General features: G+C 65.4%; 13 protein-coding genes. All 13 read left to right on the forward strand.

What is annotated here, in order from left to right:
- Nucleotides 1-179 precede the first annotated feature (179 nt).
- A complete protein-coding gene (locus AC1D02_RS18555) occupies nucleotides 180-977 on the forward strand; it encodes a helix-turn-helix domain-containing protein (RefSeq protein WP_477319557.1) in 798 nt (265 codons plus the stop codon).
- A 128-nt stretch (nucleotides 978-1,105) separates the two neighbouring features.
- Nucleotides 1,106-4,105 carry a xanthine dehydrogenase family protein molybdopterin-binding subunit gene (locus AC1D02_RS18560; protein ID WP_477319758.1) on the forward strand — a complete coding sequence of 1,000 codons (3,000 nt, stop codon included), beginning with the start codon at nucleotides 1,106-1,108 and terminating at the stop codon, nucleotides 4,103-4,105.
- Complete coding sequence (locus AC1D02_RS18565) at nucleotides 4,102-4,920, forward strand: FAD binding domain-containing protein (RefSeq protein ID WP_477319559.1); 819 nt, start codon at nucleotides 4,102-4,104, stop codon at nucleotides 4,918-4,920. Before AC1D02_RS18560 ends, AC1D02_RS18565 begins: the two co-directional genes overlap by 4 nt.
- The gene (locus tag AC1D02_RS18570) at nucleotides 4,917-5,441 is read left to right on the forward strand and encodes a (2Fe-2S)-binding protein (protein WP_477319561.1); all 525 of its coding nucleotides are present in this window, start codon (nucleotides 4,917-4,919) and stop codon (nucleotides 5,439-5,441) included. The genes AC1D02_RS18565 and AC1D02_RS18570 overlap by 4 nt, the downstream gene beginning before the upstream one ends.
- Nucleotides 5,434-6,963 (forward strand): AMP-binding protein, encoded by a 1,530-nt coding sequence (locus AC1D02_RS18575; protein WP_477319563.1) that lies wholly within the window; start codon nucleotides 5,434-5,436, stop codon nucleotides 6,961-6,963. The genes AC1D02_RS18570 and AC1D02_RS18575 overlap by 8 nt, the downstream gene beginning before the upstream one ends.
- A gap of 32 nt (nucleotides 6,964-6,995) precedes the next feature.
- Nucleotides 6,996-8,174 (forward strand): ABC transporter substrate-binding protein, encoded by a 1,179-nt coding sequence (locus AC1D02_RS18580; RefSeq protein ID WP_477319565.1) that lies wholly within the window; start codon nucleotides 6,996-6,998, stop codon nucleotides 8,172-8,174.
- 17 nt (nucleotides 8,175-8,191) lie between these two features.
- The gene (locus tag AC1D02_RS18585) at nucleotides 8,192-9,085 is read left to right on the forward strand and encodes a branched-chain amino acid ABC transporter permease (protein WP_477319567.1); all 894 of its coding nucleotides are present in this window, start codon (nucleotides 8,192-8,194) and stop codon (nucleotides 9,083-9,085) included.
- The gene (locus AC1D02_RS18590) at nucleotides 9,078-10,130 is read left to right on the forward strand and encodes a branched-chain amino acid ABC transporter permease (protein ID WP_477319569.1); all 1,053 of its coding nucleotides are present in this window, start codon (nucleotides 9,078-9,080) and stop codon (nucleotides 10,128-10,130) included. Before AC1D02_RS18585 ends, AC1D02_RS18590 begins: the two co-directional genes overlap by 8 nt.
- Nucleotides 10,127-10,885, forward strand: coding sequence for an ABC transporter ATP-binding protein (locus AC1D02_RS18595; protein WP_477319571.1), 759 nt, complete (start codon nucleotides 10,127-10,129; stop codon nucleotides 10,883-10,885). The genes AC1D02_RS18590 and AC1D02_RS18595 overlap by 4 nt, the downstream gene beginning before the upstream one ends.
- Nucleotides 10,878-11,585, forward strand: a complete 708-nt coding sequence (locus tag AC1D02_RS18600) for an ABC transporter ATP-binding protein (protein WP_477319573.1) — start codon at nucleotides 10,878-10,880, stop codon at nucleotides 11,583-11,585. The genes AC1D02_RS18595 and AC1D02_RS18600 overlap by 8 nt, the downstream gene beginning before the upstream one ends.
- A gap of 29 nt (nucleotides 11,586-11,614) precedes the next feature.
- Nucleotides 11,615-12,421 (forward strand): enoyl-CoA hydratase/isomerase family protein, encoded by an 807-nt coding sequence (locus AC1D02_RS18605; RefSeq protein ID WP_477319575.1) that lies wholly within the window; start codon nucleotides 11,615-11,617, stop codon nucleotides 12,419-12,421.
- Between the two features lie 157 nt (nucleotides 12,422-12,578).
- Nucleotides 12,579-14,000: an aldehyde dehydrogenase family protein gene (locus AC1D02_RS18610; RefSeq protein ID WP_477319577.1), complete on the forward strand. Its 1,422-nt coding sequence runs from the start codon at nucleotides 12,579-12,581 to the stop codon at nucleotides 13,998-14,000.
- 13 nt (nucleotides 14,001-14,013) lie between these two features.
- Nucleotides 14,014-14,820 carry an alpha/beta fold hydrolase gene (locus AC1D02_RS18615; RefSeq protein ID WP_477319579.1) on the forward strand — a complete coding sequence of 269 codons (807 nt, stop codon included), beginning with the start codon at nucleotides 14,014-14,016 and terminating at the stop codon, nucleotides 14,818-14,820.
- Nucleotides 14,821-15,375: the final 555 nt, after the last annotated feature.

Consider the following 15,375-nt stretch of genomic DNA (forward strand, 5'->3'; position numbering starts at 1 on the left):
CTCTGTTTTTTGCGAATTGCATTAATACGCCGCCGTCGCGAATAAAAATGCATAGCCACAAGAGCGCGCCACGGCCCGGACCCGATCCGACGCCGCATGGCCGTCACCGCCAGGAGACAGGCATGTCAGCAGCCGTACGAGTATTACAAGGAAAGTTCGGGCGGGTATGCCTTCTCGACATGGATCGCCCGCTGGTCACCCATGGCCATTCGCAGTGCCACGTGCTGATCAAGGTCAGCGGCGAGGACACCTCGTTCACCGTCCGCGACAAGTCTTATCCGCTGACGGACCAGACCGCGGTGCTGATCAACTCGTGGGAGCCGCACGCCTACACCCACCATAATCCGGATGCGCCGGGCACCATCATCCTGGCGCTGTACATCGAGCCGCTGTGGCTGGGCGAGATCGAAAGAGTGTTCATCTCCAGCGGCCAGCCGGGCTTCTTCCCGCAGCCATGCGTCGAAATCTCCAAACCGATCCGCAACCTGTCGAACCAGCTGGCGATGCAGATGCTGTATGGCGACCAGCTCAGCGCCCCGCAACTGGAAATCCAGTTGTCGAATTTGATGATCGCGGTGATCGACGCGTTTTCGGAGTGGCGCAACATGAACGACTTGCGCAAGGCCGACCTGCCGCGCATTGCCGACCCGCGCATCCGCCGCGCCATCACTTATATGCGCGCCAACGTCGGCGCCGAACTCGATATCGACAAGATGGCGTCGGAGGCGTGCCTGTCGCGCGCTCATTTCTTTAAGCTGTTCCAGCAGGACACCAGTCTGACGCCTAACCTGTACGTCAATGTGCTGCGCATGGAAAAAGCGATTGTGGGCCTGACCCAAACGCGCCTGCCGCTGGTCACCCTGTCCGACAGCCTCGGCTTCAGCGCGCAGAGCCACTTCACGCGTTTTTTTCAGCAGCACATGGGCGCGATGCCCAGCCAGTACCGCAAAGTAGTCGATCTGTACGACCACCACTGACCGCCCTGTCCAGTAAAAAAAGCGACTGTACGGTAAATCCAAATACCCACGGGTAACAGCTTTCGCACCACCCAGGAATACACTTTTTGCATCAGCCATGCTGCAAGAAGGGTATCCAAGTGAATCAGATTTCCTCAGTGCCAGTCGAAGGTTTCGCCGCGGCGGCCGATGCCGCGCCAGGCGGATACGTCGGCAAGGCGCTGCCCCGCGTTGAAGACGCCGCCCTGCTGACAGGGCGTGGCAGCTACGCCGACGACATCGGTGTCAAGCCGGGCACGCTGCACGCTGCCATCCTGCGTTCCCCGCACGGCCACGCCGAGATCGTGGCGATCGACAGCAGCGCCGCGCTGGCGCTGCCCGGTGTGCGTGCGGTGCTGACCGGCGCCGACGTCGCCGCCTGGTCGACACCGTTCGCGGTCGGCGTCAAGCAGCCGATGGAGCACTGGTCGATGGCAATCGAGCGCGCCCGCTACGTCGGCGAGCCGGTTGCGGTGGTGATGGCCGAAAGCCGCTACATCGCTGAAGATGCGCTGGAACTGATCAAGGTCGAGTACCGTCAGCTGCAGGCGGTGGTCGATCCCGAGGCCGCGCTGGAGCTTTCCGCGCCGGTGCTGCACGCTGCGGTCGGCACGAATCTGGTCAACGAGCGCCATTTCTCGTACGGCGAGCCAGCCGCCGCCTTCGCCGATGCCGCGCGCACGGTCAGCATCAAGGTGCATTACCCGCGCAACTCCTGCACGCCGATCGAATGCTTCGCCGTCGTTGCCGAATATCTGTCGGGCGACGAGGGCTACGACGTCATGTCGAATTTCCAGGGACCGTTTGCGCTGCAGCCGGTGATGGCGCGCTCGCTGAAGGTCGGCGGCACCCGGCTACGGCTGCGCGCGCCGCGCGACTCCGGCGGCAGCTTCGGCACCAAGCAGGCCGTGTCGACCTACATCGTGCTGCTGTGCCTCGCCTCGCGCAAGGCGGGCGCGCCTGTCAAGTGGATCGAAGACCGCCTCGAGCACCTGCAGGCATCGGTCGCCTCGACCAACCGCGTCACCACCATTGAGGCGGCGGTCACGCCCGAGGGCGAAGTCACCGCGCTGCGCTACCACCAGATCGACGACTGCGGTGCCTACCTGCGCGCGCCCGAGCCGGCCACCTTCTACCGCATGCACGGCATGCTGACCGGCGCCTACAAGGTGCAAAACCTGGAAGTGCATAACAAGGTCGTGCTGACCAATAAAACCCCGTCCGGCCTGGTGCGAGGCTTCGGCGGGCCGCAAGTGTATTTCGCGCTGGAGCGCCTGATGCAGCGCATCGCGGTGGAACTTGGCCTCGACCCGCTCGACGTCATCAGCCGCAACATGATCGGCGCCGACGCTTTCCCTTACCGCGCGCCGGCCGGCTCGCTCTACGACTCGGGCAACTACCAGCTGTCGTTGGCGATGGCGGTCGAGCGGGGCGGCCTGGAAGAACTGAAAGCGCGGCGCGATCAGGCGCGCGGCGAGGGACGCTTGTACGGCATCGGCTACGCCGCCGTGGTCGAGCCATCGATCTCCAACATGGGCTACATCACCACCGCGCTGACGCCGGCCGAACGCGCCAAGGCGGGCCCGAAGAACGGCGCCAACACCAGCGCCACCGTCGCCGTCGACGCGCTCGGCAGCGTCAGCGTGATGATCGATTCGGTGCCGCAGGGGCAGGGCCACCGCACGGTCGTCGCGCAGGTGGTCGCCGACGTGCTCGGCCTCGAACCATCGGATGTGCTGGTGAACGCCGAACTCGATACCCAAAAGGACGGCTGGTCTATCGCCGCCGGCAATTACTCGAGCCGCTTCGCCGGCGCCGTTGCCGGCACGGTGCACCTGACCGCGATCCAGGTGCGCGCCAAGCTGGCGCAGATCGCGGCCTCGATCCTCAGCGTGCCGGCGGCCGACATCGTGTTCGAAGGCCGCAAGGTGTTCTCGCGCGCCGATCCCGGCACCAAGCTGCCGTTCCACCGCGTCGCCGGTGCGGCGCACTGGTCGCCGGCCAGTCTGCCTGAAGGGATGGCGCCTGGCATTCGCGAAACCGTGTTCTGGACGCCGGTCCAGCTGCAGGCGCCCGATGACAACGACGTCATCAACAGCTCGGCCGCATACGGCTTCGTGTTCGACATCTGCGCGGTCGAAGTCGACAAGGTCACCGGCCAGGTGCGCATCGACCGCTATGTCACGTCGCACGACGCCGGCCGCATCCTGAATCCGGCGCTGGCCGACGGCCAGATCCGCGGCGCCTTTGCCCAAGGCCTGGGCGCGGCGCTGATGGAGCACTTCGACTACGGCAGCGATGGCAGCTTCAAGTCCGGCACCTTCGCCGACTACCTGGTGCCGACCGCCTGCGAAGTGCCGGAGCCCGTCATCGTCCACATCGAAACGCTGTCGCCGTTCACGCCTCTGGGCGCCAAGGGCCTCGGCGAAGGCAACAACATGAGTACGCCCGTCTGCATCGCCAACGCGGTTGCCGATGCTCTGGGCGTGGCCGACCTGCGCCTGCCGCTGACGCCGTCGAAGATCCACGCGCTGCTCGGCGCCGGCGATCCGCCGCCGAGCAAGCCGCGCGCGGCGGCGCCAGTGAAAGCGCCACAAGGCGGCCACGCGCTGTCGATGTCCGGCTCGGTCGAACTGCCCGCCACGCCGGAGCAGGTGTACGCGGTGCTGCTTGACCCGGACGCGCTGGTCAAGGTCATCCCCGGCTGCCACGCACTGGAGAAAGTCGGCGAGAACCACTACCGCGCCGACGTCACCATCGGCATTGGCCTGGTCAAGGCGCGCTACGCCGCCGAGATTCGCTTGTCCGACCTCGATCCGCCGCATGGACTGGCGCTGGGCGGCAAAGGCGTCAGCTCCCTCGGCGCGGCCGAAGGCGCGGGCCGCATCCAGCTCCAGCCGGCAGGATCCGGCACGCTGCTCAGCTATGACTACAGCGCCGCCGTCAGCGGCAAGGTCGCTGCGGTGGGCGGACGCATGCTGGAGGGCGCCGCCAAGATCGTTCTGCGCCAGCTGTTCGAACAACTGGGGCGCCAGGCCGGCGGCGGCGTCGCCGCGCCGAAGCGCTCGCTGTGGCAGCGCATCCTGCATGCGCTGGGAGTGTCCAAATGAAGCCGGCCGCATTCGATTACATCCGTGCCGACAGCGCGCAAGAGACGGTGAGCCTGCTGGCCCGCCACGGCGAGGACGCCAAGATCCTGGCTGGCGGCCAGTCGCTGATGGCGATGCTAAACATTCGCCTGGCGCAGCCGGCCATGCTGGTAGATATCTCGCGCTGCCAGGACCTCGATTACGTACGCGTCGAGAACGGCCATCTGGCCGTCGGCGCCGCGGCCACCCAGGCCAGCGTCGAAACGCGCGCCACGCTGGCCTCCGAGGTGCCGTTGCTAGCGCTGGCGCTGCCATGGATCTCGCACTTCCAGATCCGCAACCGCGGCACCGTCTGCGGCTCGGTCGCACATGCCGACCCGAGCGCCGAGCTGCCGCTGTGCCTGACCGCGCTGCAGGGCGAAGTGGTGCTGCGCTCGCAGTCCGGCCGCCGCGTGCTGAAAGCCGACGACTTCTTCCAGGGGATGCTGATGACGGCCGTTCGCCCCGGCGAAATCGTCGAAGAAGTGCGCTTCCCGCTGCAGCAGCAGGGCGCGCGCTACGCATTCCAGGAAGTGTCGATGCGCCACGGCGACTTCGCCATCGTCGCGCTGGCCGCGGTGGTCAGCGAAACCGCCATCGAGCTCACTGTCGGCGGCGTTGCCGACCGCCCGGCCCGCAAGCGCTGGGCGCGCATCGCCGGCGATGACCTCGACACGGCGCTCAACGATTTCGCATGGGAACTCGAAGCCCAGAGCGACGGCCACGCCAGCGCCGAATACCGGCGCCACCTGGTGCGCCAGCTCGGACGTCAACTGATCGGGAAGGCAAGCACATGAAACACTACGAAAAAAACATGGAATACCAGGTGACCATCACGCTCAATGGCATGACGCGCAGCGCGCCGGCCGAAGCGCGCATGCTGCTGTCGGACTTCCTGCGCCACAAGCTGGGCGCCACCGGCACCCACGTCGGCTGTGAACACGGCATCTGCGGCGCCTGCACCGTGCGCGTCGACGGCGTCGCCCAGCGCTCCTGCATGCAGCTGGCGGTGCAGGCGGACGGCCGCCGCGTCGACACCGTCGAAGGCCTGAACCAGGGTGCCGCCGCCGAGCTGGGCGACCTGCAGGCAGCCTTCAGGCGCCATCACGCGCTGCAGTGCGGCTTTTGTACCGCCGGCATCCTGATGTCGTGCAGCCATTTCCTCGAGCGCGTGCCGGCGCCGAGCGAGCAGCAGGTGCGCGACATGCTGTCGGGCCACCTGTGCCGCTGCACCGGCTACACCAATATTGTCAACGCCGTGCTCGACGTCGCAGCGCAACGCCAGGCGGCCATCATCGGGAGTACACGACATGCTTGATTTGGGCCGCAGTTTTCTCGCATCGGTAGAACGCAGTCCCGGCCAGCTGGCGCTGGTGGACGGCGACCTGCGCCTGACCTACGGTGAATGGTTCGAGCGCGTCGCCGCAGTGGCGACTGGCCTGCAAGGGATCGGACTACAGCGCGGCGATCACCTGGTGGCGCTGCTGCAGAACCGCTGGGAGATGGCCACGCTGCACTGGGCATGCCAGTTCGCCGGCATCATCGTCACCCCGCTCAACTGGCGCGCCAAGCCGGACGAAATCGACTACTGCGCCGGCGACGCCGACGCACGCGCCGTCGTGTTCCAGGACGTCTCGGCCGACGCGGTGCGCGATTCCGCCGTCGCCCAGGGCCTGCCGCGCATCGCGGTCGGCGCCGCCGAAGGCGCCACGCTGGCGTTCGACCAGCTGCTGGCGGCGCGACCCGGCGCCCAGATGCTGAACGCGGGCGCCGACGACTGGTCGCTGATGCTGTACACCTCCGGCACCACCGGCAAGCCAAAAGGCGTGCCGCGCCGCCATCGCCACGAACGCGCCGCCGCGCTGGCCCATGTCGCCCAAAACCAGTACGGCCGCTTCGAGCGCACCCTTGGCGTGATGCCGCTGTATCACACCATGGGCGTGCGTTCGCTGCTGGCGATGGCGCTGGTCGACGGCTGCTTTGTCTGCGTGCCCAAATTCGACCCGGTGGCGGTGCTGGCGGCGATCGAGGCCGAGCGCATCACCAACCTGTACCTGGTGCCGACGCTGTACCACGACGTCATCGCCCATCCCAACTGCGCCAGCGCCGATCTGTCGTCGGTGCGCAAGCTGGGGTTCGCCGGCGCCTCGATGAACGAAGCGCTGCTGAAAAAACTCGACGCGCTGTTCAAGCCCGAACTGTTCGTCAACCACTATGGCTCGTCCGAGGTGTACACCTTCAGCATCGACCCGGACGCCGTCAAGAAGCCGGGCAGCGCCGGGCGCGCCGGCATCAACCAGCGCCTGCGCGTGGTGCGGCTCGACAGCGGCAACCCGGACCTGCCGGCCGACCGCTACGAAGAGGGCGAGATCATCGCCGACCTGGCCGGCGACGAATCCTTCGAAGGCTACTGGAACCGGCCCGACGCCAACGCCAAGGCGCTGCGCGGCGGCTGGTACTTCACAGGCGACACCGGCTACCTGGACCGCGACGGCGACCTGTTCGTCTCCGGCCGCACCGACGACATGATCATCAGCGGCGGCGAGAACATCTCGCCGGTGGAGATCGAAAGCCTGTTGTCGCTGCATCCGGCGGTCGACGAAGTGGCGGTGGTGGGCCTGCCGGATGCGCGCTGGGGTCAGTGCGTCACCGCTTTCGTCAAGCGCCGCGCCGCGGTCACCGAGGCCGAACTCGATGCGCACTTCCGCACCTCGGGCCTGGCGAACTTCAAGCGCCCGCGCGCCTACGTCTTCGTGGTGGAAGTACCGCGTTCCCCGGTCGGCAAACTGCTGCGTCGAAAATTAGTCGCCAACGAATACGAAGCCGAAGCACCGAAGTGATTTTTTCCAGTCTAGACAATAAAGGAGACACCATGAAAACCGTATTCGCACACAAGCTGTTGGCCGCCTCGATTTTGACCGGTCTTGCCGCCGCTGCTTCCGCGCAGGAAGCCCCGATCCGGATCGGCGTCGTCACGCCGCTGTCGGGCACTTATTCGGCGCTGGGCCAGCAGGTCAAGTGGGGCATCGAGCTGGCGACCAAGGAAATCAACGCCGCCGGCGGCATCATGGGCCGCAAGGTCGAACTGCTGTTCGAGGACGAGGAAGCCAATCCGTCGGTCGCCGTCCCGAAAGCGGAAAAGCTGTTCCAGGTGTCGAAGGTCGACTTCCTGACCGGCACCGTCAATTCGGCCTCGACGCTGGCGGTTGGCCAGCTCGCCGAGCGTAACAACCGCCTGATCGCGACCACGGTGTCGTTCTCAGACGCGATCACTGGCGACAAGTGCTCGCCCAACGTATTCCGCGTCAACGCCAAGGCCGGTCAGCAATCGGCCGCGCTGGCCGAGTGGCTCAGCAAGTCCAAACCGAACGCCAAACTGTTCTACCTCGGCCCGGATTATGAAATGGGCCGCAGCACCGTCGCCGCGTTCAAGAGCGCGGCCGAGAAGAAGGGCGCCAAGACCGTCGGGGAGGTGTTCGCCCCACTCGAAAACAAGGACTATTCGCCATTTTTCGGCCAGGTGCGCGCCGCGCGCCCAGATGTGATGTACACCTCGGTGGCCGGCAACGACGCGGTGCGCCTGTTTAACCAGATGTCCCAGTATGGCCTGCTGAAGAACATGACCGTGGTGGGCGCCTCCGGCACGCTGACGTCGCAGAACCTGGCGGCGGTCGGCAAGGCCGGCGAGGGTTTCGTCACCGGCGTCGGCTACTCGGTCGAGATCGACCTGCCGGAGAACCAGAAATTCGTCAAGGCGTTCACCGAGTTCGCCAAGGCAGCGCCCGACTTGTACGGCGCCGACTCGTACGGCGTGATGTTCTTCTACAAGGCGGCGGTCGAGAAGGCCAAGAGCACCGATACCGACAAGGTCCGCACGGCGATGCGCGGACTCGAATGGATGACCCCGCAGGGTAAGAAAACCATGCGCGCGGGCGACCACCAGGCGATCCAGGACATGTACGCGACGCAGATGACCAACGGGAAGTTCAAGATCCTGAGTAAAGTCGCCGGCGACGCCGCGATCGGTCCCGATACCTGCACCAAGTTCTGATCGGCTGAGAGGAAATCATGGGTGGCTTTATCGACACACTGCAATTCGTGCTCGCGCCGCAGGTCGTCAATGGTCTGTCGATCGGCGTGGCCGTGATCCTGATGGCGCTCGGGCTGACGATCATCTTCGGCCTGCTCGACGTCATCAACATGGCGCACGGCGAGTTTTACGCGCTCGGCGCCTACCTGGGCGTGAGCCTGGCCGCGGCCGGCGTCAACTTCTGGCTGATGCTGCTGCTGGTGCCGCTAATCATGGCGCCGATCGGCTACCTGTTCGAACGCACGCTGATCCAGCGCGTGTTCCACCACAAGGACCGCCACATCCTGACGCTGCTGCTGACGTTCGGCCTGGCGATCATCCTGGAAGACCTGTTCAAGGTATTCTACGGCCCGCAGGCGCTGACCGCCGCCACGCCGATCGAGGGCGCCAGCGAAATCGCCGGCATGTTCTTCCCCAACTACCGCCTGTTCCTGATGGCGATCGGTACTGCCATCATCCTGGTCGTCTGGCTGGTGGTCTACCGCACCAGCCTGGGCGCGATGGTGCGCGCCGCCGCCTTCGACAAGAACATGGCGTCGTCGCTTGGCGTGCCGGTCTCGCACGTCTACGCCGGCACCTTCGCCTTCGGCGTCGCGCTGGCCGCCTTGTCGGGCGTGCTGCTCGCCCCGGTGTACTCGGTGTTCCCAACCATGGGCAAGGACTTCATCCTGATGGCGTTCAGCGTCGTCATCGTCGGCGGCCTTGGCAGCATCAAGGGTGCGGTGATCGCGGGCCTGGTGCTGACCCAGATCCAGGCCATCGCCAGCTTGTACATTTCGCCGTCGTGGACCGACCCGCTGGTGTTCGCCATCATGGTGGCGGTGTTGATGGTGCGTCCGCAAGGACTGTTCGGGAGGCTCGGTCATGCTTGATAACGTCGCTCCAATCGGCCGTCATGCCAAACCCGCGCCAGTGCTCGGCGCGGTCGCCCGCCGCGAGCGCACCGCCCGCAACGCGGTGCGTTATTTCGCCTTCCTGTTCATCGCGCTGGCGCTGGTGTTCGCCGTCGTCGCCGCCGCGCTCAAGGATGTGTTCTTCTTCCGCCTCGCCACCGAGGCGCTGATCTACGGCGGCTTCGCGATGGGGGTGGACCTGTTGCTCGGGTTCGCCGGCCTGCTGTCGCTCGGCCACGCGCTGTTCTTCGGGCTCGGCGCCTACGTCTCCGGGCTGGTGCTGAAGGAATGGACTGCCTCGTTCTGGCTGGCGCTCGGAACCGTACTGGTGGCAGCGACCGTCGTCGGCAGCATCGCCGGCATCATCGCCATCCGCGCCCGTGGCGTCTACTTCGCGCTGATCACCTTCGGTCTCGCCGAGGTGGCATCGAAAGTGGTGTTCAACACGCGTCAACTGGGCGGCTCGGACGGTATTATCGGCATCCCTGTGGTGCAGGCCAACTTCCTGCTGTTCACGGTCGACAGCAGCAACGCCGGCAGCTTCTTCCTGCTGGTGTTGGTGCTGATCATGGCAATGTACTTCGCTCTGGAAGCGTTGCTGCAAACACCCGCCGGGCGCCTGGTGGTGGCGATCAAGGCCAACGAACACCGCGTGCCTTTCCTTGGCTTTTCGGCGCAGCGCTACAAACTGCTCGCCTTCATCCTGGCCGCCAACGTCACCGCCATGTCCGGCGCCCTGTATCCGATGCTGCGCGGGTTCGTCTCGCCCGAGCTGATGTTCTTCCAGGCTTCCGGCAACGCCGTCATCACCGTCATCCTCGGCGGCGTCGGCACCCTGATCGGGCCGCTGTATGGCAGCGTGATCCTGTCCGCGCTGAAATCGATTGTCGGGTCGTACACCGAACACCATCTGATCGTCATCGGCGTGCTGTTCATGATTTCGGTGATCTTCTTCCCCAAGGGCCTGATCGGCTACCTGCGCCCGCGCCTCGAAGCGTGGCTGTCGCAAAAGGAGCGTCCATGAACCACCAGATCGTGCTGTCGGTACGCGACCTGACGGTGCGCTTCGGCGCCCTGACCGCCGTGAACAACGTCAGCTTTGACGCCAGGCGCGGCCACATCACCTCGGTGATCGGGCCGAACGGCGCCGGCAAAAGCACCTTGTTCAACCTGATCAGCGGCGCCATACGCCCCAGCAGCGGCAAGGTCACTTTCAATGGCCAGGACGTCACCGCGCGCGGGCCGGACCGTCTGATGAAGGCTGGGCTGGCGCGCTCGTTCCAGATCACCAACCTGTTCTTCGAATTGTCGGTGTTCGAAAACCTGCGCCTGGCCGCGCAGGCACTGGAAGCGCCGACGCGCGCGCTGCTGCCGGTGCGCCGCAGCGTCATCGCGCTGCAGCGCGCCGAAGAACTGATCGCACAGTTCGGCCTGTCGGCCAAGGCGCACGAACTGGCCGGCTACCTGTCGCACGGCGAACAGCGCCGGCTCGAGATCGCGGTGGCGCTGGCCTGCCGGCCAAGCATGCTGCTGCTCGACGAACCGACCCAGGGCATGTCGCATGCCGACACCGAGGAAACCGGCGCGATGATCAAGTCGCTGGCAGGCGACCTGTCGATCCTGCTGGTCGAGCACGACGTCGGCTTGGTGATGAATCTGTCCGACCATGTCGTCGTCATGACGCAGGGCGCCAAGCTGGCCGAGGGCATGCCGGCCGCGGTGCGGGCCAACCCGGCGGTGCAGGCCGCCTATTTTGGACAGGGGAGCCACCATGCTTGAACTCGACAACGTCCATACCCACTACGGCCTCTCCCACGTGCTGCAAGGCGTGTCGCTGACGGTCGGCGCCGGCGAAGTGGTCGTGCTGTGCGGCCGCAACGGGGTCGGCAAGACCACCGTCATGAAAACCGTCGCCGGCTGGGTCAAGCCGAGCTCCGGCATCGTCCGCTTCGACGGCGCCGATATCGGCCCGCTGGCACCGGACCGCATCTGCCGCCTGGGCCTCGGCCTGGTGCCGGAAGACCGCCGCATCTTTCCCGGCCTGACGGTCGAAGAGAACCTCAAGCTCGGTTTCCTGCAGTGCCCGGGCCGCAGCAAGGCCGAATCGCGCGTGGTGCTCGAACAGGCCTACGAGCGCTTTCCGCGCCTGAAGGAACGCCGGCAGCAGCTCGGCACGTCGCTGTCCGGCGGCGAGCAGCAGATGCTGGCGATCGCGCGCGTGCTGGTCGGCGCGCCGCGGCTGCTGCTGATCGACGAACCGACCGAAGGCCTGGCCCCGATCATCGTCGACGAAATTTTCGCCATCATCTCCGGCCTGCGCGATGACGGCATGCCGATCCTGCTGGTCGAGCAGAATGTCCAGCGCGCGCTAGATGTCGCTGACCGCTTCTATGCGCTCGAACGCGGCCAGGTGATCCTGTCCGGCGACGCCGCATCGAGCAGTGACCGCAGCACCCTGCAAGAAGCCATCGCCGTTTAATCAGCCTCATACACAAAAAGGAACCTGACATGTCGCAACTCTCCCATCCCGCGCAAACCCTGCTCGAAAAGCTCGACGGCTTTGCCGTCATCATCGACGCCGCGCGCCAACGCGCCGACATTGTGCTCGAACGGCCTCCCTTCAACATCATCTCCATGGCCCAACGCGACCAGCTGCGCCTGGTGTTTGAATCGCTCGACGAGAACCCGGCGGTGCGCGTGATCGTGCTGCGCTCGATCGGCGAGCATTTCTCCAGCGGCGGCGACATCCGCGGCTTCCTCGACGCCACGCCGGAGCACGTGTCGAAGCTGGCGTGGAACATCGCCGCGCCGGCGCGCTGCAGCAAGCCGGTGATCGCCGCCAACCGCGGCTTTTGCTTCGGTGTCGGCTTTGAAATCTCGCTGGCGTGCGACTTCCGCATCGTCTCCGAAACGTCGCAGTACGCGCTGCCGGAGCAGAAGCTGGGCCAGATCCCCGGCTCGGGCGGTTCCGCGCGCCTGCAGAAAATGGTCGGCATCACCCGCACCAAGGATGTCGTCATGCGTTCGCGCCGCGTGCCGGGCCAGCAGGCGTACGATTGGGGCATCGCCACCATGTGCGTGCCGGATGCCGAGCTGGAAAAGGCCACCGACGCCTTGGTCGATGAGCTGCGGGCGTTCTCGCCGATCGCGCAGCGCACCGCCAAGAAGCTCCTCAACGACACCGAAGACTCGACCTTGGGCATCGCCATCGAACTGGAAGGCCATTGCTACAGCCGCCTGCGGGGGTCCGACGACTTCCGCGAAGGCGTAGAGGCATTCCACCAGAAGCGCAAGCCTGATTTCAAAGGCAGCTGATCCGCGCGACATCAAGCATCAAGGTCGTCGCCGGCAAGGGATCGACTGCGCCGCAATATGACTACATGCCGATCCTGGCGCGCAAGGCGCAGACATCGGCTTCATGATCCGGGATGCTCACGCTGATCCCGAATGAAATCGAAGGATCGATACTCTCATGGAAGCAGGAGCGCCAGCAGGCGCGGTACCCCGGCTGCGCGCACTCAACCTGATCGGCGGCCATTGGCAGGCGGCCGACGCAGCGCGCGAGGGCGACAGCATCAATCCGGCCAACGGCCGCGAGATCGGCAGTTTCGCCGCCGGCGAGGCTGCCGATGCGCGGCAGGCGATTGAGGCGGCGCGGCGCGCGTTCGAACGCGGCAGCCTGTCGCGTGACCCGGCGCAGCGCGCAGCAATGCTGCTGCGCTGGGCCGACCGGCTGGCAAGGCGCGGCGACCTGGCGTACTTGCTGACGCTTGAAAACGGCAAGGTGCTAGCGCAGTCGCGCCAGGAGATTGCCGCTGCGATCGCCCGCCTGCGGCACGAGGCCGGAAAGCTGCTGCAGGCGGCAAGTGCTGGCACCATCTCGGCGTCAGTATCGCAGCCTGCAGGTGTGGTTGCGATCCTGGTTCCCTGGCATGCTCCTGTGGCGCTGCTGGTGGCGTCGCTGGCGCCGGCGCTGGCTGCCGGCTGCAGTGCCGTCGTCAAGCCTGCCCGGCAATGCGCGCAGGTCATCGCGGCGGTCATCGGTGAACTGGCGGCAGTGGAGGGATTGCCCCAGGGCGTGGTGAACGTCGTGTCGGAGACGGGGCAACAGGTGGCGTGCGAACTGGTCGCCTCGCGTGGCGTTGACATCTTGTGCTTCACAGGGGGGCGCGAGACCGGCCGCAGGATGGCGCAGGCTGCCGCTCCCAGCGCCAAGCGGCTGCTGTTTGACCTGGCCGGCAAGTCGTGCAGCCTGGTGTTTTCGGACGTCGACATGCACGTCATGGCAGGGAAATTGGCGACCGCGGGGCTGATCGCCGCCGGCCAGCACAGCGCCGCACCGAGTCGCATCCTGGTGCACGCGTCCTGCTTCGACCAGGCCAAGGCGGCGCTGAAACGAGCACTGGGGCAGGTCATCGTCGGGGCCGGTGACGACCGCGGCTGCGGTATGGGGCCGCTGATCGATGCCTCGGCACTCGTTGCAGTCGGCGTACGCACCGAACGCGCATTGGAGCGCTGCGGCGAAGTGGTGCTGCAGGGCCGTCGTGCGGGCGGCGAGTTGTCCGACGGCTATTTCCTGTCGCCGACGCTGGTGGTCGAACGAGCTGGCGCTGACGCGTCCTCCGCCGAGGAAATTTACGGGCCATTTATCTCGATTGGCCGGTTCGAGGAAGACAATGAAGCGGTCGCCTGCGCCAATGCGATGCGCATGGCGCGCTCCGTCAGCGTATGGACCGGCGACCCGGCACGGGCGCAGCGGCTGGTGCGCGCGCTGCGCAACGACGGCATCCTCATCAACCGGCATGACTGGCTGGCGGCGAATGGCTCAGCGGGTGGTGGTAGCATTGCCCCTCGCGGCACGCTGTCCGATTTCCTGGCCAGTCCGCGCCAATAGCAAAGGAGCCGACTTGCAGCATATTGCGATCGCGCTTGATGATCGGACCGTCACACTTGAATATGAATTGATCAGCGGCCAGCGCGCCAATGCGCCATTGATTGTATTCCTGCATGAAGGACTCGGTTCGGCCGCGACGTGGGGGCGGTGGCCGCGCGCCTTGTGTGCTGCTAGCGGCTGCCGCGGCCTGGTCTTTTCGCGGTACGGCTACGGGCACTCGACGGCGCGCCCTGCATCTGGACAGGGCTGGCCAGTGGATTACATGGAGCGGGAAGCGCGCGAGCATCTGCCTGCGTTGTTTGTCGCACTCGGCATCGATGCCGCACGCGAGCCTCCGATAATTCTCGGGCATAGCGATGGCGCCACAATCGCGCTGCTGTATGCCGCAGCATTCCCCGGGCATGCGGGTGCTGTGGTGGTGCTGGCCCCGCATGTGTTTGTCGAACAGTTGGCGCGCGAGCGCATCGCGCGGCTGCAGGCAAGCTGGCCCGACGGGCGGTTGGCGGCTCATCTTGCATGCCTGCACGACGACCCTGCCGGCGTATTCCAGGGTTGGAGTGATTGTTGGCTGTCTGCCGCGTTCAGCCGCTGGAGCATCGCCGAGATAATTCAAAGCATCGCGAGCCCGCTGCTAGCGATACAGGGCAAGCAAGACCAATTTGGAACGCTGGAGCAGTTATATGAAATACAGGGCCGCGTCCCCCACGCCGAACTGCTCGTTCTCGATGACTGCCGTCATGTACCGCACGAGGAACACCCTCACACCGCTTTGTCGGCGGTGACTGTCTTTTTGACAAAGTGTCGCGCTCAAGGCCACTGAGCGAGGCCGTTTTATTTGGGCGACGCTCGCCATCGAACTGATAGCAGAGAGCCGCCTTGAAATGGGTACCGAATTACGAGTCGCCGATTGCGAGGATTGATGGGTAGACTCAGTCGATTTCCATCGAGCCAACATCCCAGTAGAGGTTTTCAAATTTCATCTCAAACCCCAGCAAAAAGATGGGAAGGGCAATCGCTATGCTCTGCTGCGAAGCTATTGCACGAGGCGCGACAAGGGACGGGCGCCCGGATGTCGCTGCTGTTTCAGGACTCGCATCCGCCTCGACCTTGCCTCTGCGATAGCATGTTCGGCTGAAGCCCACAACGCCACCATCCGCAAGTCCACCACTGCGCTGGCTATCCTCCCCACTTGGGCCGAATCCGGTACAGCAGCGGTACACTCGTAACGATCCGTAGATTGATCTATATTTCGTTAACCCATTGATTCGTTGTATACTATTGCCTTCACCAACCTTCGCTTACTTTACCTCGATTTCCCTACGGACATGCTTTCGCTGGCAAACTCATAATCCGTTGGTGCCGTGTTCGACTCACG

It is taken from the genome of Massilia sp. P1_C10 (assembly GCF_056406475.1).

Excerpts from the sequence above, each read along its gene's own strand:
- AC1D02_RS18555 (WP_477319557.1), top strand. The coding sequence starts at position 180 with ATGGATCGCCCGCTGGTCACCCATGGCCATTCGCAGTGCCACGTGCTG.
- AC1D02_RS18565 (WP_477319559.1), top strand. The coding sequence starts at position 4,102 with ATGAAGCCGGCCGCATTCGATTACATCCGTGCCGACAGCGCGCAAGAG.
- AC1D02_RS18570 (WP_477319561.1), top strand. The coding sequence starts at position 4,917 with ATGAAACACTACGAAAAAAACATGGAATACCAGGTGACCATCACGCTC.
- AC1D02_RS18575 (WP_477319563.1), top strand. The coding sequence starts at position 5,434 with ATGCTTGATTTGGGCCGCAGTTTTCTCGCATCGGTAGAACGCAGTCCC.
- AC1D02_RS18580 (WP_477319565.1), top strand. The coding sequence starts at position 6,996 with ATGAAAACCGTATTCGCACACAAGCTGTTGGCCGCCTCGATTTTGACC.
- AC1D02_RS18585 (WP_477319567.1), top strand. The coding sequence starts at position 8,192 with ATGGGTGGCTTTATCGACACACTGCAATTCGTGCTCGCGCCGCAGGTC.
- AC1D02_RS18590 (WP_477319569.1), top strand. The coding sequence starts at position 9,078 with ATGCTTGATAACGTCGCTCCAATCGGCCGTCATGCCAAACCCGCGCCA.
- AC1D02_RS18595 (WP_477319571.1), top strand. The coding sequence starts at position 10,127 with ATGAACCACCAGATCGTGCTGTCGGTACGCGACCTGACGGTGCGCTTC.
- AC1D02_RS18600 (WP_477319573.1), top strand. The coding sequence starts at position 10,878 with ATGCTTGAACTCGACAACGTCCATACCCACTACGGCCTCTCCCACGTG.
- AC1D02_RS18605 (WP_477319575.1), top strand. The coding sequence starts at position 11,615 with ATGTCGCAACTCTCCCATCCCGCGCAAACCCTGCTCGAAAAGCTCGAC.
- AC1D02_RS18610 (WP_477319577.1), top strand. The coding sequence starts at position 12,579 with ATGGAAGCAGGAGCGCCAGCAGGCGCGGTACCCCGGCTGCGCGCACTC.